This window comes from Rathayibacter sp. VKM Ac-2762, from assembly GCF_009866585.1.
Lineage (GTDB): Bacteria > Actinomycetota > Actinomycetes > Actinomycetales > Microbacteriaceae > Rathayibacter.
The window spans coordinates 659,582-684,650 of record NZ_CP047419.1; the positions used below are offsets into that span (position 1 = coordinate 659,582).

Below are 25,069 nucleotides of genomic sequence, written 5' to 3' on the forward strand. Positions count from 1 at the left end.
GGCGGAGCCTCAGCGGGGGAGGAGGCCGCTCGCCACGTCGGACGGCTCGACGATCTCGCGCCACGGCTCCGGCCGGAGTCCTGCCGAGCCGAGCACGTCGGCCCCGGCGAGGAGATCCACGTCGAGACCGGTCAGCTCGCCGATCGCGGCGACCGGCAGCTGGAACGTCCTGAAGCCGCCGAGCGGCACCAGGCCCTCGCGCACGCGCTCCACGAGCTCGCTCTGGTCGAGCAGGTACGCGCTCGTCGCGAGCGTCGATCCGTCCGGGCTCCACGCCGCGATCTTCCAGAAGCGGCGGGGGATGCCCGTACCGCGGTAGACCGGGTCGTCGTCCGCGAGCACGGGCCCGGTGAAGACGCTCAGGCGCGTGCGCCAGGTCTGCGCGTACTCGAGCACCAGCGTCTCGAGCCCGAGCCACAGCTCCTGCGACTGGTTGAAGCCGCTCGCCTGGGGCGCGGCGTTCGTGTAGCAGAAGCTGTCGCGGTTGGCCGCGGCGGCCTCGTCGCGGTCGCCCCAGACGGGGTCGCGGCGGCGGACGAGGTGCCCGCGGTCGAGGTCGTTGCGGGCGTACACCTCCGGCCCGGTCTGCTCGGAGGCGGGGATGCGGTCGTCGAGGTGCCAGTCGTCGCCGCGGCCGAGCTCGACCAGGCGCGCTCCGTCGATGTTCACGGCCGTCGAGACGGCCAGGCGCCGCTCCGGATCCAGCAGCACCTCGAAGTGCGTGTACGGCAGGAGCCGCACCGGGCGCTCGACCCTCAGGCGCGGCGCACCCGCGGGGACGCCGAGGAAGTCCGCGTCGAAGCTCACTCCTCGACCTCCGCCGTCGGAGTCGCCGTGGCTGTCGCTGTCGGGGTCGCCGTGGGCGTCGCCGGGGGAGTCTCGGTCGCGGGGACTCCCGTGCCGGTCGGAGCCGGAGCCGGTGCCTGGGTGGCGGGAGCCGGGACCTGCGAGCCGTTGCTGATGAGCAGGGCGATGTCGGAGTAGCGCGCGACGGTCGTGCCCGCGGCCGGGTCGGTGCCCGCCACCACGCCGGCCGGGAGCGACGAGTCGATGGTCGCCCCCTCCTCGACGTCGAAGCCGAGGTCCTCCAGCGCCTCCGTGGCGTCGTCGACCGAGCGGCCGGAGACGGTCGGCACGGCGATCTGGCGGCCGTTCAGCAGGGCGCTGCTGGGCTCCTCGAAGTCGTCCCCGCCGTACTTCTGGTCGGCGCGGGTCATCACCGAGTTCCAGATGTAGTGGCGGATGTTGGAGGCGTACGGGCGGCTCTCGAGCTCCGAGTTCGGGAAGCGGACCTCGCGCATCGAGGTGTGGCCGTCGATGTTGCCCACCCAGACCACGGTCGCGACGCGCGAGCTCGCGCCGTCCATCCAGGTCGACTCCGCGTTGTCGGTGGTGCCCGTCTTGCCGATGTGCTCGATGCCGTCGTCCGGGTCGGACTGGGCGGCCGTGCCGCCGGTGACGACGCGCTGCAGGGCGTAGTTCGCGACCGCCGTCAGCTCGGGGCTGAGGGCCTGGTTGCAGGTGGAGGTCGGCGGCTGGACGGCCGCGCCGGTCGCGTCGGTGATCGAGTCGATGGCGATCGCGGAGCAGGCGGTGCCGTTGTTGGCGAAGCCGGCGAAGGCGGTGACCATCGAGAGGGGCGAGATGAGCGTGTCCGAGCCGAGGACGGCGGACGGCTTGTAGTCGACCTCGCCGCCGTCGGCCGCCTTCACTCCGAAGCCGACCGCGCGGTCGCGGATCGCGCAGAGGTCGAGCTGCTGCGCCATCGAGACGTAGACGGTGTTGATCGACTGCATCGTGCCGGTCAGCACGCTGTAGCTGCCGTTCTCGCTGTCGTCGTTGTTGACCTCGTAGGAGGTGTCGAGCTCGCCGCCCGGCGCGCAGCTGGCGGGGAAGCCCGAGAAGGTGCGCTCGCGGCCGTTGATCGTCTCGTTCAGGGTGCGTCCGCTCGCGAGCCACTGCGCGAGCGTGAACACCTTGTAGGTCGATCCGACCTGGAACCCGGCGGAGCCGCCGTAGGCCGTGTCGGTGTTGAAGTTGACGGCGGAGAAGTTCGCGCCGTTCACGGCGCCGGCCGCGTCGTAGTCCTTGTTCTGCACCATCGCCAGGATCCGGCCGGTGCCGACCTCCATCGAGACGGTCGCGCTGCCGATGTTGGTGTCGAGGGTGGGGACCTTGGGGACGGCGTTGTTCGTCGCGTTGGCCGCGGTGTCCTGCAGGTCGCGGTCGAGCGTCGTGTAGATCTTGTAGCCGCCGCGCTGGAAGTTCGCGAGGCGGGTGTCCGCGTCGTCGCCGAACGCCGGGTCGTTCTGGACGACGCGGGTGATGTAGTCGCAGAAGAAGGCCGCGTTGCCGGCGGTCTGGCAGCCGGTGGGCGTCTGCGTGATCGCGGGGACGACCTCCTCGGCGACGGCGGCGTCGTGGTCGGCCTGCGAGATCTTCCCCTCCTGCAGCATCTGGTCGAGGACGTAGTCGCGGCGGACCTTGTTGTCCGGGATGTTCTCGGGCTGGTCGATCCTGAGGCCGTTGGGGTTGTTGACCGTGGCGATCAGGCTGGCGGCCTGCGCGAGGCTCAGGTCGGCCGCGCTGGTCGAGAAGTAGTACTCGGCCGCCGCCTGGATGCCGTAGACCTGGCCGCCGAAGCCCGCGATGTTGAGGTAGCCGAGGAGGATGTCGTCCTTGCTGTACTTCTTCTCGAGGTCGACGGCGAGCTTCATCTCCTTGAGCTTGCGGCTCGGAGTGGTCGCGGTCGCCTCCTCGTAGGCGGCCTCCGAGGCGGCCTCGTCGGTCGCGCTCAGCGACTCCGCCTTCTGCACGAGGACGTTCTTGACGTACTGCTGGGTGATGGAGGATCCGCCCTGGAGGTCACCGCCGACGATGTTGCTGAGCACCGCGCGGATCGTGCCCTGCAGGTCGACGCCGCCGTGGTCGTAGAAGCGCGGGTCCTCGGTCGAGACCGCCGCGTCCTTCACGGACTGGCTGACCTGGTCGAAGGCCACCTCCTCGCGGTTCTGCGCGTAGAAGGAGGCGAGCAGCTCGTCCGAGCCGTCGGTGCGCTTGGCGTAGATCTCGGTCTTCTGGGCCAGCTGGCCGAGCTCGAGGTACTCCGGCACCGTCTCGAACAGCCCGATCGGGTTGTTCTCGGCGAGACCGGTGACGGCGAGGGCGGGAGTGACCCCGACCGTGATCAGCAGGCCCCCGGCGAGGCTGGCTCCGACGATCCCGAGGACCCGGGCGAGCACGCCGCCGCGGGCGGTTCCTTGCGCAGACATGGCTACGAGAGTAGGCGACGAGCCTGGATCCGTCGTGCGGCCGCGCTCGGGGGCCCGGATGCCCGCCCTCCCGGCCCCGGGAGCGGCGGCCGCCGGTACGGTGAGCGGGTGACCAGAGCCCGAGCATGACCGCCTCCGCCGACCCCGCCGAGACGCGCCGCCGCGCGGTGCTCGTGGTGGCCGTCCTCGCCTCCTTCGTCGCCTTCCTCGACGGTACCGTCGTCAACGTCGCCCTGCCCGCGATCACCCGCGAGCTCGGCGGCGGGCTCGCGGTGCAGCAGTGGGTGGTCGACGGGTACCTGATCACGCTCGGCGCGCTGATCCTCGTGGCCGGCTCGCTCGCCGACCGCATCGGCCGGGCCCGCAGCATGACCATCGGCCTGATCGGCTTCGGCGTCACCTCGCTGCTGTGCGCGCTGGCCCCCACCGCCGAGGTCCTCATCGTGGCGCGGATGCTCCAGGGCGCCGCCGGCGCGATCCTCGTGCCCAGCTCGCTCGCCCTCATCATCGCGACCGTCCACGGCGCCGCGCAGGCCCGGACCATCGGCGCGTGGACGGCCTGGACCGGAACGGCGACGATCGCCGGGCCCGTGCTCGGCGGCCTGCTGGTGGACGCGGGCTCGTGGCGGTACGTCTTCGCGCTCAACCTGCTGCCGATCGCGGTGACGCTGGTCCTGCTGCGCAGGCTCGGCGCGGTCGACTCGGGGACCCGGGTGCCGATCGACGGCGTCGGCGCGGTGCTCGGGGTGATCGGCCTGGGAGGGCCGGTGTTCGCGCTGATCGAGCAGGAGCGGCTCGGGGTCCAGCATCCGCTCGTGCTGACCGCCCTGATCGGGGGAGTCGCCGCCCTCGTCGCGTTCGTCGTGTGGGAGCGGCGCGCGGCGCATCCGATGCTGCCGCTGTCGCTCTTCGCGTCGCGGAACTTCACCGTCGGCAACGTCTCGACGGCGTTCGTCTACGGCGCGCTCTCCTTCGGCTTCTTCGCGCTGGGCCTGTTCCTGCAGCAGACCCTGGGCTTCTCGGCGACCCTGGCCGGGCTCGCGACGCTCCCGCCGACGATCCTGCTGCTCCTGCTCTCGCAGGTCTCCGGGTCGCTGTCGGCGCGGTTCGGCCCGCGGCTCTTCATGGGCGTCGGACCGCTGATCGCCGCGGCCGGGTTCCTCCTGCTCTCCTTCGTCGACGAGGGCGCCGACTACGCCACGCAGCTGCTGCCGGGGATCCTCCTCTTCGGCTTCGGCCTCGCGGTGACGGTCGCCCCGCTGACCTCGACGATCCTCGGCGCGGTCGAGGACGGGCACAGCGGAGTCGGCTCCGCCGTGAACAACGCCGTCTCGCGCATCGCGGGGCTGGTCGCCATCGCCGCGACCTCGCTCGTGGTCGGCGACTCGCTCGACGTCGAGGGCTTCTCCCGTGCCGCCGTCGCGACCTCCGCCCTCCTGATCGCCGGCGGCGTCGTCTCCCTCCTCGGCATCCGCAACCCGGCTCCCGCCGACCGCTGACGACTGCTCGGGGAGCGTCTCCGACCCCCGTCCGGGGTGCGGCGCTCCGTGTTCACGCGGTGTCCGCCGATCCTTCGACGGAACGTGGATGAAATAGTTGTCGCTACATGGAATACTGATCGACGTCGATGCGCTTGCATACATCGGACGGGGACGCTCTCCCCGCGACGACCGTCACACTCGAGGAGAAAAACCATGACCGACACCGTCACCATCCCCGGCTACAAGGCCGGCACCTGGGTCATCGACCCCACCCACAGCGAGGTCGCGTTCAGCGTCCGCCACCTGATGATCAGCAAGGTCAAGGGCAAGTTCGAGCGCTTCACCGCCACGTTCACCACCGGCGAGAACCCGCTCGACTCCAAGGTCGAGGCCACCGCCGAGGTCGCCTCCGTCAACACCAACGAGCCCAACCGCGACGGCCACCTCCGCACCGGCGACTTCTTCGAGGCCGAGCAGTACCCGGAGATCCACTTCGTCTCGACCGCTGTCCGCCCGAACGGCGACGACTTCCTCGTCGACGGCGAGCTCACCATCAAGGGCACCACCAAGCCCGTCACCTTCGAGGTGGAGTTCGGCGGCTTCGGCACCGACCCCTACGGCAACTACAAGGCCGGCCTCACCGCCAAGGCCACCATCGACCGCACCGACTTCGGTCTGACCTACAACGCGGCCCTCGAGACCGGTGGCGTGCTCATCGGCGAGAAGGTCACCATCACCCTCGACCTGCAGGCCGCCCACCAGGCGTAGTCCGAGCCGATCGACCGGAGCCGTCCCTCCCCCCGGGGAGCGGACGGCTCCGTCGTTCCGGAGCCGGTGCGGGATCAGAGGATGCCGAGCTCCGTCAGCTGCTCGGAGATGCCCGCGCCGTCGGGCGCGAAGACCCAGGTCGTGCCGCTGGTCAGGGAGCGGTCCTCGGCCTTGGAGCGGCCTCCCGCGAGCACCGCCTCGCCGGTGGAGAGCTGGCGGATCGCGATCGCCGCGACCTTATCGGGGTGCTCGTCCGCGAAGTCGGAGTAGATCTCCTCGTCGTGCTGCCCGTCGTCGCCCACCAGCAGCCAGCGCACGTCCGGGAACTCGGCCGCGAGTCGGCGGAGGTTCATCTCCTTGTGCTGCTTGCCGCTGCGGAACCAGCGGTCGTGCGTCGGGCCCCAGTCGGTCAGGAGGAGCGCTCCGGCCGGGTACAGGTGCCGCGAGAGGAAGCGGGTGAGCGCCGGGGCGACGTTCCACGCGCCGGTGGAGAGGTAGATGACCGGGGAGCCCTCGTACTGCCGGGCGAAGCGGTCGAGGAAGACCGCCATGCCGGGCGTGGGCATCCGGGCGTGCTCGTCGAGCACGAAGGTGTTCCAGGCGGCGACGAAGGGGCGGGGGAGCGCGGTGACCATCACTGTGTCGTCCACGTCCGACACGACGCCCAGCCGCGACTCCGGACGCACGATGAAGACGGGCGCCTCGACGGGCTTCGAGCCCGCGGTCGAGAAGGTGATGGTGTGCCAGCCGGGCTCGAGCGTGATCGGGAGGTCCGCGTCGACGACTCCGCCGCGGTCGGCCGTCACCCGGTGGGTCTGCCCGTCGGCCTCGACGGTCACGACGGCCCCGCTCACGAAGACGCTGGTGAAGCTCCGCCAGCCGCGCACGCCCTCGACGGGGCGGACCTCCTCGACCCCGGGAGGGGTCGGTCGCGTGTAGAGGACGCGGGCCAGGACGCGCAGCTGCGTCGTCGAGCCGTAGCCGGTGTAGGGGATGACCCTCGGGACGTAGCCCTTGCGCTTCACGCGCCTCATCCGGAAGGAGTGGAGTCGGTCCTCGAGGCGGGCGGCGCGGTGCATGACCTCCGCCTTGCCTGCGCTCAGGGGCTTGCTCTCGGGCGTCAGCGGCATCCGCCCAGTCTGTCAGACCGGATGCCGGACCGCGGATCGCGCTCTCAGGCGATCGTCAGGCTCCGGTGGGCTCGATCAGCTCGGGGCCGTTCGCCGAGACGGAGCCCACGGCCGCGCCGACGCCGTGCACCTCGAGCTCCTCGGCCAGCTCGGCCGCGCCCTCGGCGGCCGCGCGCAGCAGGTCGCCTTCCCCGGGGGACGCCGGGTCCAGCCAGTCCTCGATCAGCTCCGGCTGCAGCAGCACGGGCATCCGCTCGTGCACCTCGGCGATCGGTCCGGCGGAGGGGCGGGTGAGGACCGTCGCCGAGAGCAGCCACGGAGAGCCCGGCTGGGCCGAGCGCCACCACTCGTAGAGACCGGCGAAGAGGAGGAGCGAGCCCTCGCCCGGCGAGACGTAGACGGGGGCCTTCGCCCCGTCCGCGCCGACCCGCCACTCGTACCAGCCCGAGGCGGGCACGATCGCGCGCCGGGAGGCGTAGGACTCGCGGAACGACGGCTTCTCGGCGACGGACTCGATCCGCGCGTTGAACAGCGGCGGCCCCGCGGACGGGTCGGCGGCGGAGCGGGGCACCAGGCCCCAGCGGGCTCCGGCGAGCCGGCGCCGCGGCGGGCTGCCCTCCTCGACCCCCTTCATCGACTCCGCGACGACGGCGATCCGCTGGGTCGGCGCGATGTTCCAGGACGGCTCCGGCAGGTCGGCGCCCGGCTCGTCGATGTCGAAGAGCGCCACCAGGTCGGCGGTGGTCTGCGAGAGGACGAAGCGTCCGCACATGGTTTCTCCCGGGTGGATCGGACCCGCGGAGCCGTCGCCCTTCCGGGGGCGCGAAACACGAGGGACTTTCGATGAGACGACCCCGACCGGCGGTCGCCGTGCGTACGATTGTAGGAACCACGACCGAAGGAGCCCGCCGTGCCTCTTGGAAACCTCGTCGATCGACCGTTCGGTGAATCGTCCCAGGTCCGCAACGAGCCGGTGCAGGTGCGCAGCGCCGCCCGTCTCGCCTCGCTGCTCGACGCGGCGGCCGCCGTCGTCGACGAGGTCGGCTTCGACCGCCTGACCACGGCGATGGTCGCCGAGCGCGCGGGAGCCGCGATCGGCACGGTCTACCGCTACTTCCCGGACCGCATCGCCGTCCTCCAGGCGCTGCGCGAGCGGGCCCTCGAGCGCTTCCGCCGCCGCGTCATCACCGAGATCCGCGACACCCACCCGGGCAACTGGTGGGGCGCGGTCGACTGCGCCATCGACGCCTTCTGCGAGATGCACCGCAACGAGCCGGGCTTCCGCTCCATCCGCTTCGTCGACACGATCCACGCCCCCGAGGTCGCGGGCGAGGCGTTCGAGGCCGGCTTCTTCGCCCGCCGCTTCGCCGAGATCCTCGCGTCCGAGTACGGCCTCCCGGGCGGCGCGCAGCTGTCCTTCCGCCTCGAGGTGACCATCGAGGTCGCGGACGCGCTGCTCACGCGCGCGTTCCTCATCGACCCCAACGGCGACCAGCGCTTCATCGACGAGAGCCGCTCGCTGCTGCGCCACTACATGACCTCGCACTACGGAGCCGTCGAGGAGTCCTGACCGGCTAGGACTGTCAAGGCCCTAGTCGCTCCCGGAACATCCCGCAACACTTCGCGGTCCGGGTTGGCAGGCGGCTGCTATTGGTGTTTTCCTTGCCGCCTGGCCCCGTTCGGGGCCGCGGGCCGTGCAACGGCCGGACGCGCGGAGCGAGAGCGGGCACAGTCGTGGACCAGGGACAGATCGGCGCGCACACCGCCGGACGGCGGGCGGCCTCGTGATCGAGTTCCGCAACGTCAGCAAGCAGTACCCGGACGGCACGCGGGCGGTCGACGACTTCTCGCTCGTGCTGCCCTCCCGGCAGACGACCGTCTTCGTCGGCTCCTCGGGCTGCGGGAAGACCACGATCCTCCGCATGATCAACCGGATGATCGAGCCGACCTCCGGCACCATCGAGATCGACGGCGAGGACATCTCGTCCCTGCCCGCCGTCGCGCTCCGCCGCCGCATCGGCTACGTGATGCAGAACTCCGGCCTCCTGCCGCACCGCAAGGTCATCGACAACATCGCGACCGTGCCGAGGCTGAACGGGGTCGCCAAGAAGCAGGCGCACGCCCGCGCGCTCGAGCTGATGGACACGGTCGGACTGGACCGTGCGCTCGCCGCCCGGTACCCCAGCCAGCTCTCCGGCGGCCAGCAGCAGCGCGTCGGGGTGGCGCGCGGCCTGGCGGTCGACCCGAACATCCTGCTGATGGACGAGCCGTTCGGCGCGGTCGACCCTCTCGTGCGCGCCGACCTGCAGCGCGAGACCCTGCGACTCCAGGACGAGCTCGACAAGACCGTGGTCTTCGTCACCCACGACATCGACGAGGCGTTCCTCCTCGGCGACCAGGTCGTCATCCTCGAGAAGGGCGGCCGGATCGCGCAGAAGGGCTCGCCCGCCGAGATCCTGGCGAACCCCGCGAGCGAGTTCGTCGCCGGCTTCGTCGGTGCCGACCGCGGTAAGCGCTCGCTCCGGATCGAGGAGCGCGACGGCGCCCGCATCGTGGTCGACGGCGACGGGCGCCCGACCGGAGTGCTGCGCGCGCAGGACGGCCCCGCCGCGTGAACTGGGTCGTCAACAACACGGACGCGATCGTCGCGAACCTGCTGGCGCACCTGGCCCTGTCGGTCCCGCCGATCCTGCTCAGCTTCCTCGTCTCGCTGCCGTTCGGCTGGTTCGCGAACCGCTACCGCTGGAGCCGCGGCACCCTGCTGACAGGGCTCGGCGTGCTCTACGCCATCCCCTCGCTGGCCATGTTCATCCTGCTGCCGGTCCTGCTGGGCATCCCGCTCCGCTCGACCGCCAACGTGATCACGGGCCTCACCCTCTACGGCGTCGCGCTGATGGTCCGCACCACCTCGGACGCACTGGGCGCGGTGTCGGACGACGTCCGCCAGTCGGCGACCGCGATGGGCTACTCCGGCTGGGCGCGCTTCTGGCGGGTCGAGTTCCCGCTGGCCGGCCCGGTCCTGCTCTCGGGCCTGCGCGTGGTCACGGTCAGCACGGTCAGCCTGGTGACGGTCGGCGCGGTGCTCGGGATCCAGAGCCTCGGCCTGCTCTTCACCGACGGCTTCCAGCGCGGCATCACCGGTGAGATCGTCACGGGCATCGTCCTCACGATCGTCCTCGCGCTGGTGCTCGACGGACTGCTGGTGCTGATCGGCCGTCTCCTCATGCCCTGGACGGCTCTGGACCGCACGCGCCGCTCGCGCAGACCGGTCGCGGTCGAGAGGGCGGTGACGTCGTGAACCTCATCGCCGAGGCCTTCGCCTGGATCGCCGACCCCGCGCACTGGACCGGGGTCTACGCGATCCCGACCCGTGTCGCCCAGCACGTCGGCATCAGCCTGCTGGTGCTCGTGATCGCGGCCGCGATCGCGATCCCGATCGGCTACCTGATCGGGCACACCGGGCGCGGCAAGGGCATCGCCGTGCCGGTCGCAGGCGGCCTGCGCGCCCTGCCGACGCTGGGCGTGCTCGTCCTCGCGGCGATGAGCCTGGGGCTCGGCCTCGGCGCTCCGGTGATCGCCCTCGTCGTGCTCGCGATCCCGTCGGTGCTCGCCGGCGCGTACTCCGGGCTCGAGGCGGTCGACCGCCGCACGGTCGACGCGGCGCGCTCGATGGGCATGACCGAGTGGCAGATCCTGACGAAGGTCGAGATCCCGCTGGGGCTGCCGCTGCTGATCGGCGGGCTCCGCTCGGCGGCGCTGCAGATCATCGCGACCGCCACGCTCGCCGACTACATCGGCGCCGGCGGCCTCGGGCAGTACATCTTCCGCGGAGTGAAGTCGGGGGACTACCCGCAGATGCTCGCCGGCTCGATCCTGGTGATCGTGCTGACGCTCCTCAGCGAGGTCCTCTTCGCCCTCCTCCAGCGGCTCGCCGTGCCGCGCGGAGTCGTGCTCGGCCTGGCCGGCACCGCCGGCCGCACAGGTTCCCGCGCTTCGTCGCCCCGACGACGCGCGGTGATGGGAATCCCCATCGAAGAAGGGAAATAGCAATGTTCACAGCACATTTCACGAAGGGCCGTGTCGCGCTCAGCGCACTCGCGGTCGGTGCCGTCGTGGCACTGGCAGGGTGTTCCTCGAGCGATCCGCTCGATGAGGGATCGGGTGCGACTGCGGGCAGCGAGACCATCGTGGTCGGCTCGCAGGACTACTACTCGAACGAGATCCTCGCCGAGATCTACGCGCAGGCGCTGGAGAACGACGGCTTCACCGTCGACCGCCAGCTGCGCATCGGCCAGCGCGAGATCTACCTGCCCGAGATCGAGAGCGGATCCATCGACGTCTTCCCGGAGTACGACGGCAGCCTCCTGCAGGCGCTCGAGCCCGACGCGACGGCCACCACCGCCGACGACGTGTACTCCGCGCTCGGCGACGCGCTGCCCGACGGCCTCCGCGCCCTCGACGCCGCTGAGGCCAGCGACCAGAACTCGTACACCGTCACCCAGGCCTTCGCCGACAAGTGGGACCTGACCGACATCGCGTCGCTCAAGAACGTCACCGACCCGATCGTGGTCGGCGGCAACTCCGAGCTGCAGACGCGCCCCTACGGGCCCGACACCCTGCAGTCGAAGTACGGCATCACGACCACCTTCCAGGCGATCGAGGACAGCGGCGGATCGACCACCGTCGACGCGCTCACCAGCGACCAGATCCAGCTGGCGAACGTCTACACGGCCGACCCGAACATCCAGAAGAACGACCTCGTCGCTCTCGAGGACCCGGACGGACTGTTCGTGGCCGACAACGTCGTGCCGATCGTCTCGAGCAAGATCACGGACGACGCGGCCGAGGTGCTGAACGCGGTCAGCGCGAAGCTCACGGCGGACGACCTCGTCGCCCTCAACTCCGAGAGCGTCAACGAGCAGAAGTCCGCGTCCGCGATCGCGGGCGAGTGGCTGAAGTCGGCGGGTCTCGTCGACTGATCCTCCCCGGATCCACGCCCGGAGGCGCGTCACTCGTCGAGGTGACGCGCCTCCGCTCTGTTCAGGAGCTTCTTCCCGAGGAGCACGAGCAGGGCGAAGACGACGATGACGCCCACGAAGACGTAGCCGGCGCCGTGCAGGCTCTCCGAGAGCTCCCGGTAGCTGCCCGCCGCGGCCGCGCCGACGCCGACGTAGGCGGACGACCAGAGCACGCACGCCGGGATCGTCCAGGCCATGAAGGTCCGATAGCGCATCCCGCTCATCCCCACCGTCAGCGGGATCAGCGAGTGCAGCACCGGCAGGAAGCGCGAGAGGAACACGGCGAACCCGCCGCGCCGCGCGAGGTAGCGCTCGGCCTTCAGCCAGTTCTTCTCGCCGAGCCGGCGTCCCAGGCGCGACGCGCGGATCCGCGGCCCGAACCAGCGGCCGAGGTAGAAGCCGACGGACTCGCCGCAGAGGGCGCCGATGACGACCGTGACGGCCAGCGCCGCGAACTGCAGCGGGCTGGTCACGCCGGTCGCGCTGACGATCACGATCGTGTCGCCGGGGACGACGAGGCCCGCCAGGATCGTGGTCTCGAAGAAGATCGCGAGTCCGGCGAGGAGCGTCCGCCAGACCGGGGGGACGCTGACGACGAAGTCCAGGATCCCGGTGAGGGTGTCGTTCACCGGGCGCCCCCGCCCGCCGGGGACTCGATCGGGGGCTGGGGCCGACGGCGGCTCCGGATGCTCGGCATGGCTCGATCGTAGGGGCGCACGGCTGGGCGGCGGCAGGGCTGCGCCCGGGAGGCCGGTGGACGCCGGGCGGTCAGGGGACGGCGACGAGCGCGGAGGCCGCCGGGCCGGTGCCGTTCGCCGTGACCGCCTGCACCGAGAGGGTGTAGCTGCGGCCCGGGACCAGCTTCGTGAAGGTCTGCGAGCGCTTGGTCGCGGCGACCACGGCGCTCCAGGCTCCGGCTCCGCTCGTGTCGGAACCGTCGCGCGACACCCGGTAGCCGGTGACCGCCGAGCCGCCGGTCCCCGCGGGGGGCGACCACGCGAGCGTCGCCGTGCCGTCCGAGCCCGCCGAGGCGGTGACGGCGGTCGGAGCGCCGGGGAGCCCGGCGGAGACGAGGGTCGCGGTCAGCGTGGTGCTGCTCCCGGGAGTGACGACGCTGTGCGAGGCGGCGCCGCCGTCCGACCAGGACGAGAACCGGTAGGCCGTGCCCGACGCGTCGGTCTGGTCCGGGACCTCCAGCTGGAGGGCCGAGCCCGCCCACGAGACGACGGTCGTGCCTCCGGCGACCTCGGTGCCGTTGACGACGACCGTCCGGCCGGCGGGAGCGGTGGCCAGGGTGACGGACACCTTCTGCGGGGAGAACGTCCGCGTCGCCGTCGTCGACACTCCGCTCGAGTCAGTCGCGGTGACGCTGATCAGGAGGTCGCTGTCCGCGGCGGCGGCGAGGTCCTCCGGGCCGGGGGCGACGAAGGAGAGGTCGTTCCCCGTCAGCGGCCCGAGGAAGGGATGCGTGTGCTGAGCGTGGCGGCGCTGGACGGTCCAGGTGAGCGCCGAGGCGGGCAGGACGCCGTCCTCGGCGTCGGTCGCCGTGGCGCGGAGGCCGTAGCTCCGGCCGGTGACGAACATCCCTCCGTCGGCGGGTGCGGTGATGCTCACCGTCGGGGCACTGTCGCCCGAGGTGATCCTCGTCGTCGCGGGGGCGGAGACGGCTCCCTTCGGATCGCGGACGCGGAGGGACGCGGTCCAGCTGCCGGCGGCGTAACTGTGGGTGAAGGTCGGGCCGGTCGTGATGCGGTCGGGGGTGCCGTCGCCGAACGACCACAGGTAGGTCAGGGCACCGCCCTCCGGGTCGCTGCTGCCCGAGCCGTTCAGCCGCACGGCGAGAGGAGCCGCGCCGGAGGAGGGGGCGGCGGTGAGGGCCGCGGTCGGGGCGCGGTTCGCCGCGGCGGTGTAGGCGAGGCGCCGGACCTCGCCGCCGTTCGCGTAGCTGGTGTAGAAGAGGTCCTGGGTCCCGCGCGAGGGGCCGAAGGCCATGGCGACGGCGCTGCTGCCGCCGAGGCCGGTCACGAGGTCGCCGGCCGCGCCGGTGCGGCCGAGGGTCCGGATCTTCCCGCACACGTAGTCGCCGAAGAGGTACGCGCCGTCGTAGGCGGCCGGCCAGACGCCGCGGGGGACGTAGGCGCCGCCCGTGATCGAGGCGCAGCCGCTGCTGTGCGCGTAGTCGTGGACCGGGTCGGTGAGCCCGGCGGGCGCCGCGGCTCCGCAGTTCGAGGCCGAGCCGGTCTTCGCGCAGTGGCCCTCACGGGTGTTCCAGCCGTAGTCGGCGCCGGCGACGCCCTGGTCGATCTCCTCCCAGGCGTCCTGGCCCACGTCGTTGATGCGGAAGACGGTGCCGGTCGCGTTCGGGTCGAAGGCCATCCGGAACGGATTGCGCAGGCCGCTCGCGAACGTCTCGCGGCAGCGGACGCCCGCGGCGGCCGGGGCGAGCCGGCAGGAGGCGGTCCCGGTGCCCAGGTAGGGGTTGCCGGCCGGGACGCCCCCGGTGAGGGTGATCCGGAGGATCTTGCCGTTCAGGATGTTCGGGTCGCGGGCGGCGTCGTTCCGGCCGCCGCAGCCGCTGCCGCCCGGCGAGCCGACTCCGCCGCGGTAGTCGCAGCCGCCGTCGCCGACGCTGACGTAGAGCAGGCCGTCCTTCCCGATGGCGAGGTCGCCGCCGTTGTGGTTGCTCGCGGGGGAGTAGATGCCGTCGAGGAGGACGCGCTCGGAGGCCGGGTCGATGCGGTCGTCGGTGCCGAGCTGGAACGAGGAGACGCGGTTGCGCGGGGCTCCCGCGGGGTTCACCGTGCCCCCGGCATTGGTCGGGCAGGAGGAGTCGGAGCCCTTCGCGGTGTAGTAGACGACGACGGTGCGCGATCCCGGTGCCGGGTCGACCGCGAGGCCGAGCACGCCGCGCTCGCCGTTGGCGCAGACCTTCGAGCGCAGATCGAGGGCCGGGGTGGCGACCAGGCCGCCAGCGCGGATCACCCGGATCGCGCCGGTCTGCGAGGAGACGAGGGTGCGCCCGTCGGTCGTGAAGGCGAGGGCGGTCGGCGCGGGGACGGCCGCCACCCGCGAGTCGGTGAAGCCGGCGGGCACGACGGGAGCGGCGGACGCCGGACCCGCGGGCCCGGCGACGAGCGCGGCGGCCGTGATCGCCAGGACGGTGAGCAGGGCGAGACCGCGGGGGCGGATCCTCGAGCGGGGCATCGGTGACTCCGAGACGGTCGGCGCTGCTGAGCGAGCGGCGGTCTGCGGCGGTGCAGAGGGCGCTGTCGGCGATGACGCGGGGCCAGGATAGGCGCGCGCGGCGGAGGGGCCGTGTCCCCCTTCAGGGTCAACGCTGGGGGCTCCGGGCGCGGTGTCCCCGGGCCGCTCACGTCGAGCGGGGCTGCAGTGCGTCGGCCCGCCGGTTCACTCCAGAGCGGGCAGGACCACCGCGCGGACCGCCTCCGAGAACCGGGCGTAGCCGGCCTCGTCGAAGTGCAGGCCGTCGTCGACGAAGAGGGAGGGGTCGACAGAGCCGTCGGAGGTGACGAGCGCGTCGGCGGTGGGGACGAAGGTGACGCGGTCGTCCGTCTCGGCGTAGGCGCTGACCGCGGTGTTGGCGGCGCGGACCTCGGCGCCGACGGAGGCGCGGGCGGGCGTCTCCGCGATCTCGACGTAGAACAGCTCGGCGTCGGGGGCGACCTCCTCCACGCGCTGGAGGTACTCGACGACGGCGCCGGCGGTCTGGGCGCCGGTGCGCGAGCCCTCCTCGCCGCTGATGTCGTTCGCTCCCACGTACACGATCACGGCGCGGGGATCGAAGGGGGCGACCATGCGGTCCAGCCACGCGAGGTGATCGGCGACGGTCGTGCCGCCGATCCCGATGTTGTAGGTCTCGAGCGGACGCAGGTCCTCCTTGGAGGTCGTCCAGCGGCCGATCGTGGAGCTGCCCGTGAGGACGATGCTGTGCTGCGGGAACCCGGCGGCGAAGCGCTTCTCGAGACCGGCGACGCGCTCGGCCATGTCGACGGAGGAGGTCGGGCCGGGGTCGGGGGAGCTCGCGGCCGGAGCGCCCGCGCCTCCGCTCCGCGAGGCGAGCGAGAGGGCGATGCCCGCGCCGGCGAGGACCAGCGCGAGCACCAGCAGCGCGACCAGGAGGCGGAGGCGGATGCGGCGGGGGCCGGGGGCGGAGCCGGAGGGCGTCGCTCGAGTCATGGCTCGATCCTCCGGCATCGGCGGGGGCGCGTCGTCCACGAGGAGGCCGTCCGAGGACCCGCGCACCCGGTGGCCGTCTCTCCGTCACCGGATCGCCGTGATCGGATCCGCGCAGAACATCACAGAGGATGCACAGCCGTGCGACACTTGCACATCGCCATCGCCATCGTCGCCGCCGGCCGACTTCCGATGGACGATCACGACGAGGACTCATGGCACGCGCACGCATCACCTGGGTGGACACGGCGAAGGGCATCGCGATCATCCTGGTCGCCCTGGCCCACTCCGTGCAGTGGACCACGACGGCCGGGATCGCCCCCGACTCGTGGAACGAGATCAACCTCCTCCTCATCACCTTCCGGATGCCGCTGTTCTTCCTCGCCTCGGGGCTGTTCGCCGGCTCCGTGCTCACCCGGTCGTGGCCGGAGCTCTGGCGTTCGCGGCTGAGCCTGCTGGTCTGGGCCTTCCTGCTCTGGTCCGTGGTGCGGTTCCTCTTCTTCCTGGTGGTGCCCAACCCGGGCGGCACCGACGAGTCCGACCCGCTCGCGCTGCTCCTCCAGCCGGTGATGCCGCACAACGGGCTCTGGTTCCTCTACGCGCTCACGATCTTCTTCGTGGCCGCCAAGCTCGCGCAGGGCCGGATCGACTGGCGGGTGCAGATCGGCATCGCGACCGCGATCGCCGTGGTCTGGTACGCCGTCCGCTCCAGCACCTCCGAGGGCACCGGGAACATCGCCTGGGACGGCATGGCCCGCTACCTGATGTTCTTCCTGCTCGGCCTCTACCTGCGGAACGCGGTGATCGCGTTCGTGGAGCGCCGCGGGATCCTCAGCGGAGTCGGCTTCGGCGTGCTGTTCCTCGTGCTCGCCGGCGTGATCCTCGCCGTCCGCGCCCGCTTCCCGCTGCTGACGATCGGGCTGGTCCTGGTGAGCGTGCTGGCGGTCCTCGCCGGGCTCGTGGTCGCCCGCTTCCTCTCGAACCGGCGCGGCGCGGGCTGGATCACCTTCATCGGCCGCAACACGCTCCCGGTGTACGTGGTGCACGTCCTCTTCGTCTCGCTCGCCACGAGCGCCCTGCTGCTCTTCGACGGAGAGCGCTGGCTCGACGTCATCGGGCCGGTCGTGCCGCTCCTGGTCTGCGGGATCGGCGTCGCGGCCGCACTGGGCTACTGGCGCCTCACCCGCGACCTGCCCGTGCTGAAGTACGGCTTCCAGGCGCCCGCCTGGTTCTCCGGCTCCCGCTCTCGCGTCGACGCCGGCTGACCGCGGGGCGCCCGCCGACGGCGCCTCGGCATCGGCCCCGGGAGTCTCTTCGCCGGGCGAGTCCGTCGATGCGTCGCGCGGTGAACGGATTCCCAGAGCCGATCTCGCGGATGTGCGCCTGGGAATCCGCTGAAGGCCCGTGAGAGGAAGTCTCAGCGCTCCGTCGCCCGCCTGATCGCTCGGCGTCGAGAGGCCGGCGGCGGCGCGTCCGACGGAGGCGAGCCCCGCTCGGCAGTCGCCGCGCGGTGGACTGCCTCGACGTCGAGAGGGACTGTCTCGACGTCGAGTGACCGGTCGGCGGGAGCGCTCGGAGGGGCGTCCGGGGCCACCCCGGAAAGGGTGCCGCCAGGAGCTCGCGGAAGGCCGCACATCCGCCCCAGTACTGGGATCGAAGGCCGTCGGACCCCTTCCGCCGACCTACTCTCGGAGCTGTGAACGAACTCCTGGACCCGCTCCTGCTGTCGAGATGGCAGTTCGGTCTGACGACGATCTACCACTTCCTGTTCGTGCCGCTCACGATCGGCATGGCGCTCACCGTCGCGATCTTCCAGACCTGCTGGGTGCGCACCGGGAAGGTGCACTACCTGCAGCTGACGAAGTTCTTCGGGAAGCTCTTCCTGATCAACTTCGCGATGGGCGTCGTGACCGGGATCGTCCAGGAGTTCCAGTTCGGGATGAACTGGAGCGACTACTCCCGCTTCGTCGGCGACGTCTTCGGGGCCCCGCTGGCGTTCGAGGGCCTGCTCGCCTTCTTCCTCGAGGCCACCTTCATCGGCCTCTGGATCTTCGGCTGGGACAAGCTGCCCGAGAAGCTGCACCTGGCCACCATCTGGCTGACCACGCTGGGCACCACGCTCTCGGCCTACTTCATCATCGCCGCGAACGCGTTCATGCAGAACCCGGTCGGCTTCCGCATCAACGAGAGCAAGGGCCGCGCGGAGCTCACCGACATCTGGGCGCTCCTCACCAACAAGGTCGCGCTCGCCGCGTTCCCGCACACGATCTTCGCCTGCTTCATGGTCTCGGCCGCCGTCATCATCAGCGTCGCGGCCTACCACCTCTCGCGGAACCAGCACCTCGAGACCATGCGCCCCGCGCTGAGGTTCGGCGCCTGGATGATGCTCGTCAGCGGCGGCCTGACCCTGTTCACCGGCGACTCGCTCGGCCTCGCGATGGTCGACACGCAGCCGATGAAGATGGCGGCCGCGGAGGCGCTCTACAGGACCTCCACGGGCGTCGACGCCTCCTTCTCCGTCTTCACCTGGGGCACGCCGGACGGCTCGAGCGAGCTGTTCTCGATCCGCATCCCCTACCTGCTCTCCTTCCTCTCGACGCACACCTTCACCGGCACGGTCGAGGGCATCAACGACCTCCAGGCGCAGTACACCCAGGTCTACGGACCCGGCGACTACACGCCGATCATCTGGGTCACCTACTGGTCGTTCCGCTGGATGATGGCCCTCGGCGTCCTGGCCATCGGCGTGGCCGCGGCCGGCCTCTGGTTCACCCGGAAGGGCCGCGAGCCGAAGCAGTGGATGTGGAAGGTCGCGATCTGGGCCGCCCCGCTGCCGCTGATGGCGATGATCGTGGGCTGGGTCTTCACCGAGATGGGCCGCCAGCCGTGGCTCGTTTTCGGGCTGCTGAAGACAGCCGACGGAGTCTCGCCCGGAGTGAGCGGCGTCGAGGTCCTGATCTCGCTGCTCGCCTTCACCGCGATCTACGGCACGCTCGCCGTGGTCGAGTTCCGCCTGATCAAGCGGGCCGCGCAGGCCGGCCCCGACGACGCTCCCGAGGTCGACGAGGAGAGCGGTCGCCCGCAGCTCGTCGGCACCGTCTACTAGGAGGCACCCCTCATGGATCTCGCCGTTCTCTGGTTCTGGATCGTCGCCTTCTTCTTCATCGGCTACTTCGTCCTCGACGGGTTCGACTTCGGCGTCGGCATGTCGCTCCCGTTCCTCGGGCGCGACGACACCGACCGCCGCGTGCTGATCAACACGATCGGCCCGGTGTGGGACCTGAACGAGACGTGGGTGATCGTCGCCGGCGCCGCCCTGTTCGCCGCGTTCCCGGAGTGGTACGCCACGCTCTTCAGCGGGTTCTACCTGCCGCTTCTGCTCATCCTGCTCGCGCTGATCGCCCGCGGCGTCTCGTTCGAGTACCGTCACCAGCGTCCGGAGGCGCAGTGGAAGCGGCGCTTCGACACGATGATCGTCGTCGGCTCCGCGGTGCCCGCCTTCCTCTGGGGCGTGGCCTTCGCGAACATCGTGCAGGGCGTCCCGATGGACGCCGACCACAACTTCACCGGCACCGTCCTGGACCTGCTGAACCCCTACGCCCTGCTGGGCGGAGCGACGACCCTCCTGCTCTTCTTCACGCACGGAGTCGTCTTCGTCGCCCTGAAGACGGAGGGGGAGATCCGCGAGCGTGCGCGCCGCTTGGCGACCCGCGCGGGGCTGCTCACCGTGGTCGTCGCCGCGGTCTTCCTGGCCTGGACCAACCTCGGCCAGGGGAGCACCGCCTCCTGGGCGCTCTCGGCGGGCGCGGCCGCGACCCTCGTCGGCGGCTGGCTCGCCATCACGCGGGGCCGGGAGGGACGCGCCTTCGCGCTGCTGGCCGGCACCATCGCGCTCGCCGTGCTCGCCCTCTTCGCGACGCTGTTCCCCGCGGTTATGCCGGCCTCGAACGTCCCCGCCTACGGGCTGACGATCGAGAACGCCTCCAGCACGCCCTATACGCTGACGGTCATGAGTTGGACCGCCCTGGTGTTCGTGCCGCTCATCGTCGGCTACCAGGCCTGGACCTACTGGATCTTCCGCAAGCGCATCAGCCGCGCGCACATCCCGGTCGACGCCCACTGACGTGAAGCCCCTCGATCCGCGCCTGCTCCGCTACGCCCGGGCGGCCCGCGTGTTCCTCCTGCTCGGCGGGGTGCTCGCGCTGGCGAGGACCCTGGCGATCGTCGCCTTCGCGTGGCTCGTGGCGCAGCTGGTGGCCGGTGCGGTCGACGGGAGGAGCGCCGACGATCTCGCGCCGCTGCTGGCCGCCCTGCTCGCGGTCGTCGCGGCGCGGGCGGCTCTCGCCTGGGCGACCGAGGTGAACGCGGTGCGCGGAGGAGCAGGAGCGAAGGCGCAGCTGCGGCAGGCGGTCCTCGCCGCACTGGTCGAGCTCGGCCCGGCGGGCCGCTCCGAAGGGGGCTCGGGCGGGGTCGTCGCGCTGCTGGGCGGCGGACTGGACTCCCTCGACGGCTACTTCGCCCGCTACCTCCCGCAGCTGATCGCCACCGCGGTGGCGACGCCGCTCCTGACACTCGTGGTCTTCCTCGCCGATCCGCTCAGCGCGGTGTTCCTGGTGGTGACCCTGCCGCTCATCCCGGTGTTCATGGTGCTGATCGGCTGGGCGACCCAGGCCGTGCAGGCGCGGCAGTGGGAGCGGCTGCAGGCGCTCGCGTCCGGCTTCGTCGACACCGTCGGCGGCCTCGCAACACTCAAGATCTTCGGGCGGGCCGAGCGGCAGGCGACGCGGATCCGCGCGCTGACCGAGGACTACCGCGTGCACACGATGAAGGTGCTGCGGGTGACCTTCGTCAGCGGCTTCGTGCTGGAGCTCGCCGGCTCGCTCTCGGTCGCGCTGGTCGCCGTCTCGATCGGGCTGCGGCTCGTCGACGGCTCGCTGGGGCTGGCCGTCGGGCTGTTCGTCCTGGTGCTGGCGCCGGACGTGTTCCTGCCGGTGCGCCAGGTCGGTGCCGAGTTCCATGCGGCGGCGGACGGGGTGCAGGCGGCGGACCGCGCCTTCGCCGTCCTCGAGCGCGCGGCGGCCCTGCCCGCTCGCGGGAAGGCCCCGGCGGCGACGGGGGCGCTCGAGCTGCGGGGTCTCGCGGTCGACGACGGACGCGGGCGGACGCTCGCTCCTGTCGACGCGGTGCTCCCCGTCGGGTCGATCACCGTGGTGACCGGGCCCAGCGGGTCCGGGAAGTCGACGCTGATCGCCGCGCTCGCGGGCTTCGTGCCCTTCTCGGGCACGCTGCTGCTCGGCGGGTCGCCGGTCGCGGATCTGCGGTCGACGCTCGCCTGGGCGGGCCAGCGGCCCGACCTTCTCCCGGGGAGCGTCGCCTCCGCCGTCGGGCTCGGAGCACTCTCGCCGGACCCCGAGCGCGTGCGGCGGGCCCTGGCGATCGCCGCCGTCGACGTGGACCCCGAGCGCCGGCTCGACGCCGAGGGGACGGGCCTCTCGGGCGGGCAGAGCGCCCGTGTCGCCGTCGCCCGCGCTGTGCACCGCCTGCTCGAGCGCGGGTGCGCGGTGCTGGCCCTGGACGAGCCGACCGCCGCCCTCGACGACGAGTCCGAGCGGGCGCTGCTCGCCGGACTCAGGTCGCTGGCGGAGAGCGGGACGATCGTCGTCGTCGCCAGCCACCGGCCCGCGACCGTCGCGGCGGCCGACGCCGTGATCGCCCTGGCGCCGGCGGAGGCGGTCGCGAGGTGAACCGCTCCGACGTCCTCCGCGCCGCGATGCCCGGGCCGCGCCGCTTCCTGCCGGGTCTGTCCTTCGGGCTGCTCTCCTCCTCCGCCGTCGTGGCGCTGCTGGCCTGCTCCGCCTGGCTGATCGTCCGCGCGGCCGATCAGCCGCCGATCCTGTTCCTCTCCATGGCCGTCGTGGGCGTGCGGGCCTTCGCGCTGGCGCGGGCCTTCTTCCGCTACCTCGAGCGGCTGACCGGCCACGACGCCGCCTTCCGCGCGCTCGCGGAGCTCCGGGCGGGCGTCTACGAGCGCCTGGTGCCGGTCGCGCCGGACGGGCTGGGCCGCGTGCGCCGCGGCGATCTGGTCTCCCGGGTGGTGGCGGACGTCGACGCCCAGCAGGACGTGCCGCTGCGCGTCGTGCAGCCGCTGGTCGTCGCGGCGCTGGTCGCTGCGGTCTCCGTGGTCGGCGTCTGGCTGATGCTGCCGGCGATGGGCGCCGTGCTGTTGGCGCTGCTCGTCCTCGCCTTCGCCGGCGGGGCTCTGGGCGCCGGCCGGCTCTCCGCGCAGGCGGACCGCGAGCTGGCGCCGCTGCGCGGGGAGCTCGCCGAGCGCCTCAACCTGCTGGTCACCCGCCTCGACGTGCTCATCGCCTTCGATGCGGCGGGTGACGCTCTGGCGGACGTGGCACGCGCGGAGGAGTCGCTCGCCCGGGCGGCGCGTCGACGGGCGGCCTCCGCCGGACTGGCCGCGGCCGTCCTCGCCCTGTGCTCGGGTGGTGCGGTCTGGGCGGGCCTCGCGCTGGGGATCCCGGTGATCGGCGACCTCGGCGGTCCGGCGCTGGGTGTCGTCGCGCTCGTGCCGCTCGCGGTGTTCGAGGTCGCCGCCGCCGCGCCGCTCGCCGTGCAGGCGGCGCGCACCGCGCTCTCGAGCGCTCAGCGCCTGGCTGATCTGGACGCCGAGGCGGCGTCGCCGGCGCTCGCGACCGACGCGGACGTGGACCCGGACGCCTCGGCTCCCCGGGGCGCCGGCATCGTCCTGCGCGACCTGTCGGTGAGCTGGCCCGGCGCGCACACGCCCGCGCTGCGGGGCGTCTCGCTCGACCTGCCGGAGGGTGCGCGCGTCCTCGTCACCGGCGGCAGCGGGTCCGGGAAGACCACGCTCGCGCACGCTCTGGTGCGCTTCCTCGACCACTCCGGCAGCTACCTCCTGGGCGGGGTCGAGGCGCGGACGCTGCCGCAGGCGGAGGTGCGGAAGCGGGTCGGACTCGTGGAGCAGCAGCCGTACCTCTTCGACGACACGATCCGGCAGAACCTCCTCTTCGCGCGGCCCGAGGCCGACGCCGCCGTGCTCGAGGCGGTGCTGGAGCGGGTCGGGCTCGGCCCCTGGCTTGCTGCACGCGGTGGGCTCGACGCGCGGGTGGGGGAGCGGGGCTCGCTCGTCTCGGGCGGCCAGGCTCAGCGGATCGCCCTCGCACGCGCACTCCTGGCCGATTTCCGCGTCCTGGTGCTGGACGAGCCGACGGCGTCGGTGGACGCTCCCGTGGCCGACGCCCTGCTCGGGGATCTGCTCCGCGCCGCCGAGGGGCGGACGGTGGTCCTGATCGCGCACCGGGTCGATCCGGGCCTGGAGTTCGACACGCGGATCCGGGTGGCGGACGGCACGGCGGCTCAGGAGTACCGGGCCACCTGAGCAGGCGTCCGGCTCCGCGGGGCGGCCGGTCCGAGCGGCCGTTCAGCCGTGCTCCGTCGGGACCGAGGCCCGCGCCAGGGAGGCCGCGCGCGCCAGGCGCCCGCCCTCCGCCTCCCAGCGGTCGAGGACCGCGTCCGCCCGGGTCCGCGCCGCACCAAGCAGCCCGGCCAGGAGCGGAGCGACGACGTCGCGGGCCAGCGGGTCGCTCAGCTCGTCCACGCGGGAGTCGCGGACGAAGCCCTCGAGCCGGGTGAGGTCGGAGCCGCGCAGCCACTCGGCTCGGGACTGCAGCAGCACGACGGCCGCCAGCCGCGGCTCGAACACCGCCGGCTCCCACAGCTCGGAGGAGAGGGCTGTCACGTCGTCGTGCTCGAGCGAGCGGAACTTCCTCAGGGCGTCGCGGACGGTGCCGCGGACCGCCCCGACCGAGGCGCCTGTCGAGTCGAGCCCTGCTCCCAGGCGCTCGCGCACGTCCTGCGCGCGCCAGACGTCGCCCTCGTACTCCAGGGCCGAGCGGATGAAGTCGCCGGGGTCGCTCACCCCTCCATCATGCGTCGCGCGTCAGCCCCGGCTGGCCCAGACGGCCCGTCCGATGCCGTCGTACTCGACGAGGCGGCCGTCGTCCTGCAGCACGAGGCGGTAGGGCGCGACGACGCCGCTCTGGCCGATGCCGAAGGAGATCCTCGGGAACCGCAGCCAGAGGATCCGGGAGTCGGCCACGTCGAGCCGGCCCTCGGAGCTCATCGAGAAGGCGGCACCGGAGGCGGAGGAGGTGTTCGTCGCCCAGTCCGCGCCGTTCGGCCCGTAGACGACGAAGTTGCCGTCGCGCTGCATCTCGGCCCGCCACTGCCCGCTCGCCGAGGTCAGCCGCGTGCCCGCGACGACGAGGCCGCTCGGGGAGAGCGAGTCGCGCACGACGAGCGCGGCACTGCTCCAGAGGACGCCGGAGTCGTCCGCGATCCGGAGATCGCCCTCGCGGAGGACCATCGTGGCGCCCGGCTCGCCGGACGTGTCCGAGGCCCAGACGGGCGCGCCGTCCGCGGTGTAGACCACGGCGTTCCCGTCGTCCTGCATCCGGAGGACGTTGCCCCGGCCGCGGGTGCCGCTCGCCCAGAGAGCCCCGCCCTGCCCGTAGACGACGAGGTTGCCGTCCGCCTGCATCACCGCCGTGGTGCCTCCCGGGGTGGCGAGCCGGTTCCCCGCGTAGAGGGTGCCGCCACGGCGGAGGGTGTCGGTGCGCGGCTCGTCGATCCGGCCGCCGATGCTGCTGGCCCAGGCCGCCGAGCCGCTGCGGCGGTAGATCACGAGATTTCCGTCGTCCTGCATCCGCAGCTCGCCGCCGGGGTCGGCCACCGTGCCGCTCGCCCAGACCGGGCGTCCGTCCGCGGCGTACACGACGAGGTTGCCGTCGTCCTGCATCCGCAGGCTGTCGCCGCGCCCCTGCGTGCCCGAGGCCCAGGTGGGACGGCCGCCGGCGGCGTAGACCACGGCGTTGCCGTCGGTCTGCATCACGAGGGAGGAGGCGCCGTCGGGGGACACCAGCCGCTCGCCGCGCGCGAGCTGCTCGCCGGCACGGAGGACCGCGGCGGAGGCGACGGCGGAGGACGCCGAGGGCGGGGCCTCGACCGCGGAGGCGGGCAGCGAGCCCAGCAGGAGCGCGCCCGTGGCGGCGAGCGCCGCGAGGGAGGCGGTCAGGGAGCGGCCGGAGGGGAGGTGCGTCATCGCAGGGGTCCTGTCGGGGAGGGCGGCGGGGTCGGGGGAATCGTCCCACGGCGGGGGAGACGACGACGCCCCCCGG

Annotated in this window: 21 protein-coding genes; 12 read left to right on the forward strand and 9 right to left on the reverse strand. The window is 72.4% G+C overall.

Going from position 1 to position 25,069, the window contains the following annotated elements:
• Positions 1-9 precede the first annotated feature (9 nt).
• Both GTU71_RS03155 and GTU71_RS03160 read right to left on the reverse strand, forming a co-directional pair.
• Entirely contained in the window at positions 10-807 is a 798-nt protein-coding gene (locus GTU71_RS03155) for a DNA/RNA non-specific endonuclease (protein WP_244230625.1), read from the reverse strand.
• Positions 804-3,272, reverse strand: coding sequence for a transglycosylase domain-containing protein (locus tag GTU71_RS03160; RefSeq protein ID WP_159939297.1), 2,469 nt, complete (start codon positions 3,270-3,272; stop codon positions 804-806). Before GTU71_RS03160 ends, GTU71_RS03155 begins: the two co-directional genes overlap by 4 nt.
• A gap of 125 nt (positions 3,273-3,397) precedes the next feature.
• Between GTU71_RS03160 and GTU71_RS03165 the strand changes: the two genes are divergently transcribed.
• Together GTU71_RS03165 and GTU71_RS03170 are read left to right on the forward strand one after the other, a co-directional pair.
• Positions 3,398-4,771 (forward strand): DHA2 family efflux MFS transporter permease subunit, encoded by a 1,374-nt coding sequence (locus GTU71_RS03165; RefSeq protein WP_159939298.1) that lies wholly within the window; start codon positions 3,398-3,400, stop codon positions 4,769-4,771.
• Between the two features lie 195 nt (positions 4,772-4,966).
• On the forward strand, positions 4,967-5,521 hold the full coding sequence (locus tag GTU71_RS03170; RefSeq protein ID WP_104237910.1) for a YceI family protein: 555 nt from the start codon (positions 4,967-4,969) through the stop codon (positions 5,519-5,521).
• 74 nt (positions 5,522-5,595) lie between these two features.
• Here GTU71_RS03170 and GTU71_RS03175 read toward each other — a convergent pair whose 3' ends face one another.
• Together GTU71_RS03175 and GTU71_RS03180 are read right to left on the reverse strand one after the other, a co-directional pair.
• Positions 5,596-6,651, reverse strand: a complete 1,056-nt coding sequence (locus GTU71_RS03175) for a phosphatase domain-containing protein (protein ID WP_244230626.1) — start codon at positions 6,649-6,651, stop codon at positions 5,596-5,598.
• Positions 6,652-6,706: 55 nt separating this feature from the next.
• Positions 6,707-7,423 carry an SOS response-associated peptidase gene (locus tag GTU71_RS03180; RefSeq protein ID WP_159939299.1) on the reverse strand — a complete coding sequence of 239 codons (717 nt, stop codon included), beginning with the start codon at positions 7,421-7,423 and terminating at the stop codon, positions 6,707-6,709.
• Positions 7,424-7,561: 138 nt separating this feature from the next.
• Here GTU71_RS03180 and GTU71_RS03185 point away from each other — a divergent pair, with 138 nt between their 5' ends.
• The 5 genes from GTU71_RS03185 (at position 7,562) to GTU71_RS03205 (ending at position 11,630) form a co-directional block, all read left to right on the forward strand.
• Positions 7,562-8,221 carry a TetR family transcriptional regulator gene (locus GTU71_RS03185; protein ID WP_104223107.1) on the forward strand — a complete coding sequence of 220 codons (660 nt, stop codon included), beginning with the start codon at positions 7,562-7,564 and terminating at the stop codon, positions 8,219-8,221.
• 214 nt (positions 8,222-8,435) lie between these two features.
• Positions 8,436-9,266: an ATP-binding cassette domain-containing protein gene (locus GTU71_RS03190; RefSeq protein ID WP_104225631.1), complete on the forward strand. Its 831-nt coding sequence runs from the start codon at positions 8,436-8,438 to the stop codon at positions 9,264-9,266.
• Positions 9,263-9,949 carry an ABC transporter permease subunit gene (locus tag GTU71_RS03195; RefSeq protein WP_104223109.1) on the forward strand — a complete coding sequence of 229 codons (687 nt, stop codon included), beginning with the start codon at positions 9,263-9,265 and terminating at the stop codon, positions 9,947-9,949. Before GTU71_RS03190 ends, GTU71_RS03195 begins: the two co-directional genes overlap by 4 nt.
• Complete coding sequence (locus tag GTU71_RS03200) at positions 9,946-10,698, forward strand: ABC transporter permease (RefSeq protein WP_104225632.1); 753 nt, start codon at positions 9,946-9,948, stop codon at positions 10,696-10,698. The genes GTU71_RS03195 and GTU71_RS03200 overlap by 4 nt, the downstream gene beginning before the upstream one ends.
• A 2-nt stretch (positions 10,699-10,700) precedes the next feature.
• Positions 10,701-11,630 (forward strand): ABC transporter substrate-binding protein, encoded by a 930-nt coding sequence (locus GTU71_RS03205; RefSeq protein WP_104223111.1) that lies wholly within the window; start codon positions 10,701-10,703, stop codon positions 11,628-11,630.
• A gap of 29 nt (positions 11,631-11,659) precedes the next feature.
• On the opposite strand, the gene GTU71_RS03210 is transcribed toward GTU71_RS03205, so the two are convergent.
• The 3 genes from GTU71_RS03210 to GTU71_RS03220 form a co-directional block, all read right to left on the reverse strand.
• On the reverse strand, positions 11,660-12,298 hold the full coding sequence (locus tag GTU71_RS03210) for a DedA family protein (RefSeq protein ID WP_104223112.1): 639 nt from the start codon (positions 12,296-12,298) through the stop codon (positions 11,660-11,662).
• Positions 12,299-12,437: 139 nt separating this feature from the next.
• The gene (locus tag GTU71_RS03215; RefSeq protein WP_159939300.1) at positions 12,438-14,873 is read right to left on the reverse strand and encodes a PQQ-dependent sugar dehydrogenase; all 2,436 of its coding nucleotides are present in this window, start codon (positions 14,871-14,873) and stop codon (positions 12,438-12,440) included.
• A gap of 204 nt (positions 14,874-15,077) precedes the next feature.
• On the reverse strand, positions 15,078-15,866 hold the full coding sequence (locus tag GTU71_RS03220; RefSeq protein WP_146083679.1) for a GDSL-type esterase/lipase family protein: 789 nt from the start codon (positions 15,864-15,866) through the stop codon (positions 15,078-15,080).
• Positions 15,867-16,078: 212 nt separating this feature from the next.
• Here GTU71_RS03220 and GTU71_RS03225 point away from each other — a divergent pair, with 212 nt between their 5' ends.
• The 5 genes from GTU71_RS03225 (at position 16,079) to cydC (ending at position 23,271) form a co-directional block, all read left to right on the forward strand.
• Positions 16,079-17,128 carry an acyltransferase family protein gene (locus GTU71_RS03225; protein ID WP_104348320.1) on the forward strand — a complete coding sequence of 350 codons (1,050 nt, stop codon included), beginning with the start codon at positions 16,079-16,081 and terminating at the stop codon, positions 17,126-17,128.
• Between the two features lie 431 nt (positions 17,129-17,559).
• The gene (locus GTU71_RS03230; RefSeq protein WP_159939301.1) at positions 17,560-18,969 is read left to right on the forward strand and encodes a cytochrome ubiquinol oxidase subunit I; all 1,410 of its coding nucleotides are present in this window, start codon (positions 17,560-17,562) and stop codon (positions 18,967-18,969) included.
• A 12-nt stretch (positions 18,970-18,981) separates the two neighbouring features.
• The gene (cydB, locus tag GTU71_RS03235; protein WP_104263596.1) at positions 18,982-19,986 is read left to right on the forward strand and encodes a cytochrome d ubiquinol oxidase subunit II; all 1,005 of its coding nucleotides are present in this window, start codon (positions 18,982-18,984) and stop codon (positions 19,984-19,986) included.
• Position 19,987: 1 nt separating this feature from the next.
• Complete coding sequence (gene cydD / locus GTU71_RS03240) at positions 19,988-21,607, forward strand: thiol reductant ABC exporter subunit CydD (RefSeq protein ID WP_104263597.1); 1,620 nt, start codon at positions 19,988-19,990, stop codon at positions 21,605-21,607.
• Positions 21,604-23,271 carry a thiol reductant ABC exporter subunit CydC gene (gene cydC, locus GTU71_RS03245; RefSeq protein ID WP_159939302.1) on the forward strand — a complete coding sequence of 556 codons (1,668 nt, stop codon included), beginning with the start codon at positions 21,604-21,606 and terminating at the stop codon, positions 23,269-23,271. Before cydD ends, cydC begins: the two co-directional genes overlap by 4 nt.
• Positions 23,272-23,313: 42 nt before the next feature.
• On the opposite strand, the gene GTU71_RS03250 is transcribed toward cydC, so the two are convergent.
• Together GTU71_RS03250 and GTU71_RS03255 are read right to left on the reverse strand one after the other, a co-directional pair.
• Complete coding sequence (locus GTU71_RS03250; RefSeq protein ID WP_104233754.1) at positions 23,314-23,811, reverse strand: DNA alkylation repair protein; 498 nt, start codon at positions 23,809-23,811, stop codon at positions 23,314-23,316.
• Positions 23,812-23,832: 21 nt separating this feature from the next.
• On the reverse strand, positions 23,833-24,993 hold the full coding sequence (locus GTU71_RS03255) for a hypothetical protein (protein WP_159939303.1): 1,161 nt from the start codon (positions 24,991-24,993) through the stop codon (positions 23,833-23,835).
• Positions 24,994-25,069 lie beyond the last annotated feature (76 nt).

Bases quoted from the DNA above. Each gene is read 5' to 3' on its own strand.
- GTU71_RS03160 (WP_159939297.1), bottom strand. From the start codon at position 3,272: ATGTCTGCGCAAGGAACCGCCCGCGGCGGCGTGCTCGCCCGGGTCCTC.
- GTU71_RS03165 (WP_159939298.1), top strand. From the start codon at position 3,398: ATGACCGCCTCCGCCGACCCCGCCGAGACGCGCCGCCGCGCGGTGCTC.
- GTU71_RS03170 (WP_104237910.1), top strand. From the start codon at position 4,967: ATGACCGACACCGTCACCATCCCCGGCTACAAGGCCGGCACCTGGGTC.
- GTU71_RS03175 (WP_244230626.1), bottom strand. From the start codon at position 6,651: ATGCCGCTGACGCCCGAGAGCAAGCCCCTGAGCGCAGGCAAGGCGGAG.
- GTU71_RS03180 (WP_159939299.1), bottom strand. From the start codon at position 7,423: ATGTGCGGACGCTTCGTCCTCTCGCAGACCACCGCCGACCTGGTGGCG.
- GTU71_RS03205 (WP_104223111.1), top strand. From the start codon at position 10,701: ATGTTCACAGCACATTTCACGAAGGGCCGTGTCGCGCTCAGCGCACTC.
- GTU71_RS03215 (WP_159939300.1), bottom strand. From the start codon at position 14,873: ATGCCCCGCTCGAGGATCCGCCCCCGCGGTCTCGCCCTGCTCACCGTC.
- GTU71_RS03220 (WP_146083679.1), bottom strand. From the start codon at position 15,866: ATGACTCGAGCGACGCCCTCCGGCTCCGCCCCCGGCCCCCGCCGCATC.
- GTU71_RS03225 (WP_104348320.1), top strand. From the start codon at position 16,079: ATGGCACGCGCACGCATCACCTGGGTGGACACGGCGAAGGGCATCGCG.
- cydB (WP_104263596.1), top strand. From the start codon at position 18,982: ATGGATCTCGCCGTTCTCTGGTTCTGGATCGTCGCCTTCTTCTTCATC.
- GTU71_RS03255 (WP_159939303.1), bottom strand. From the start codon at position 24,993: ATGACGCACCTCCCCTCCGGCCGCTCCCTGACCGCCTCCCTCGCGGCG.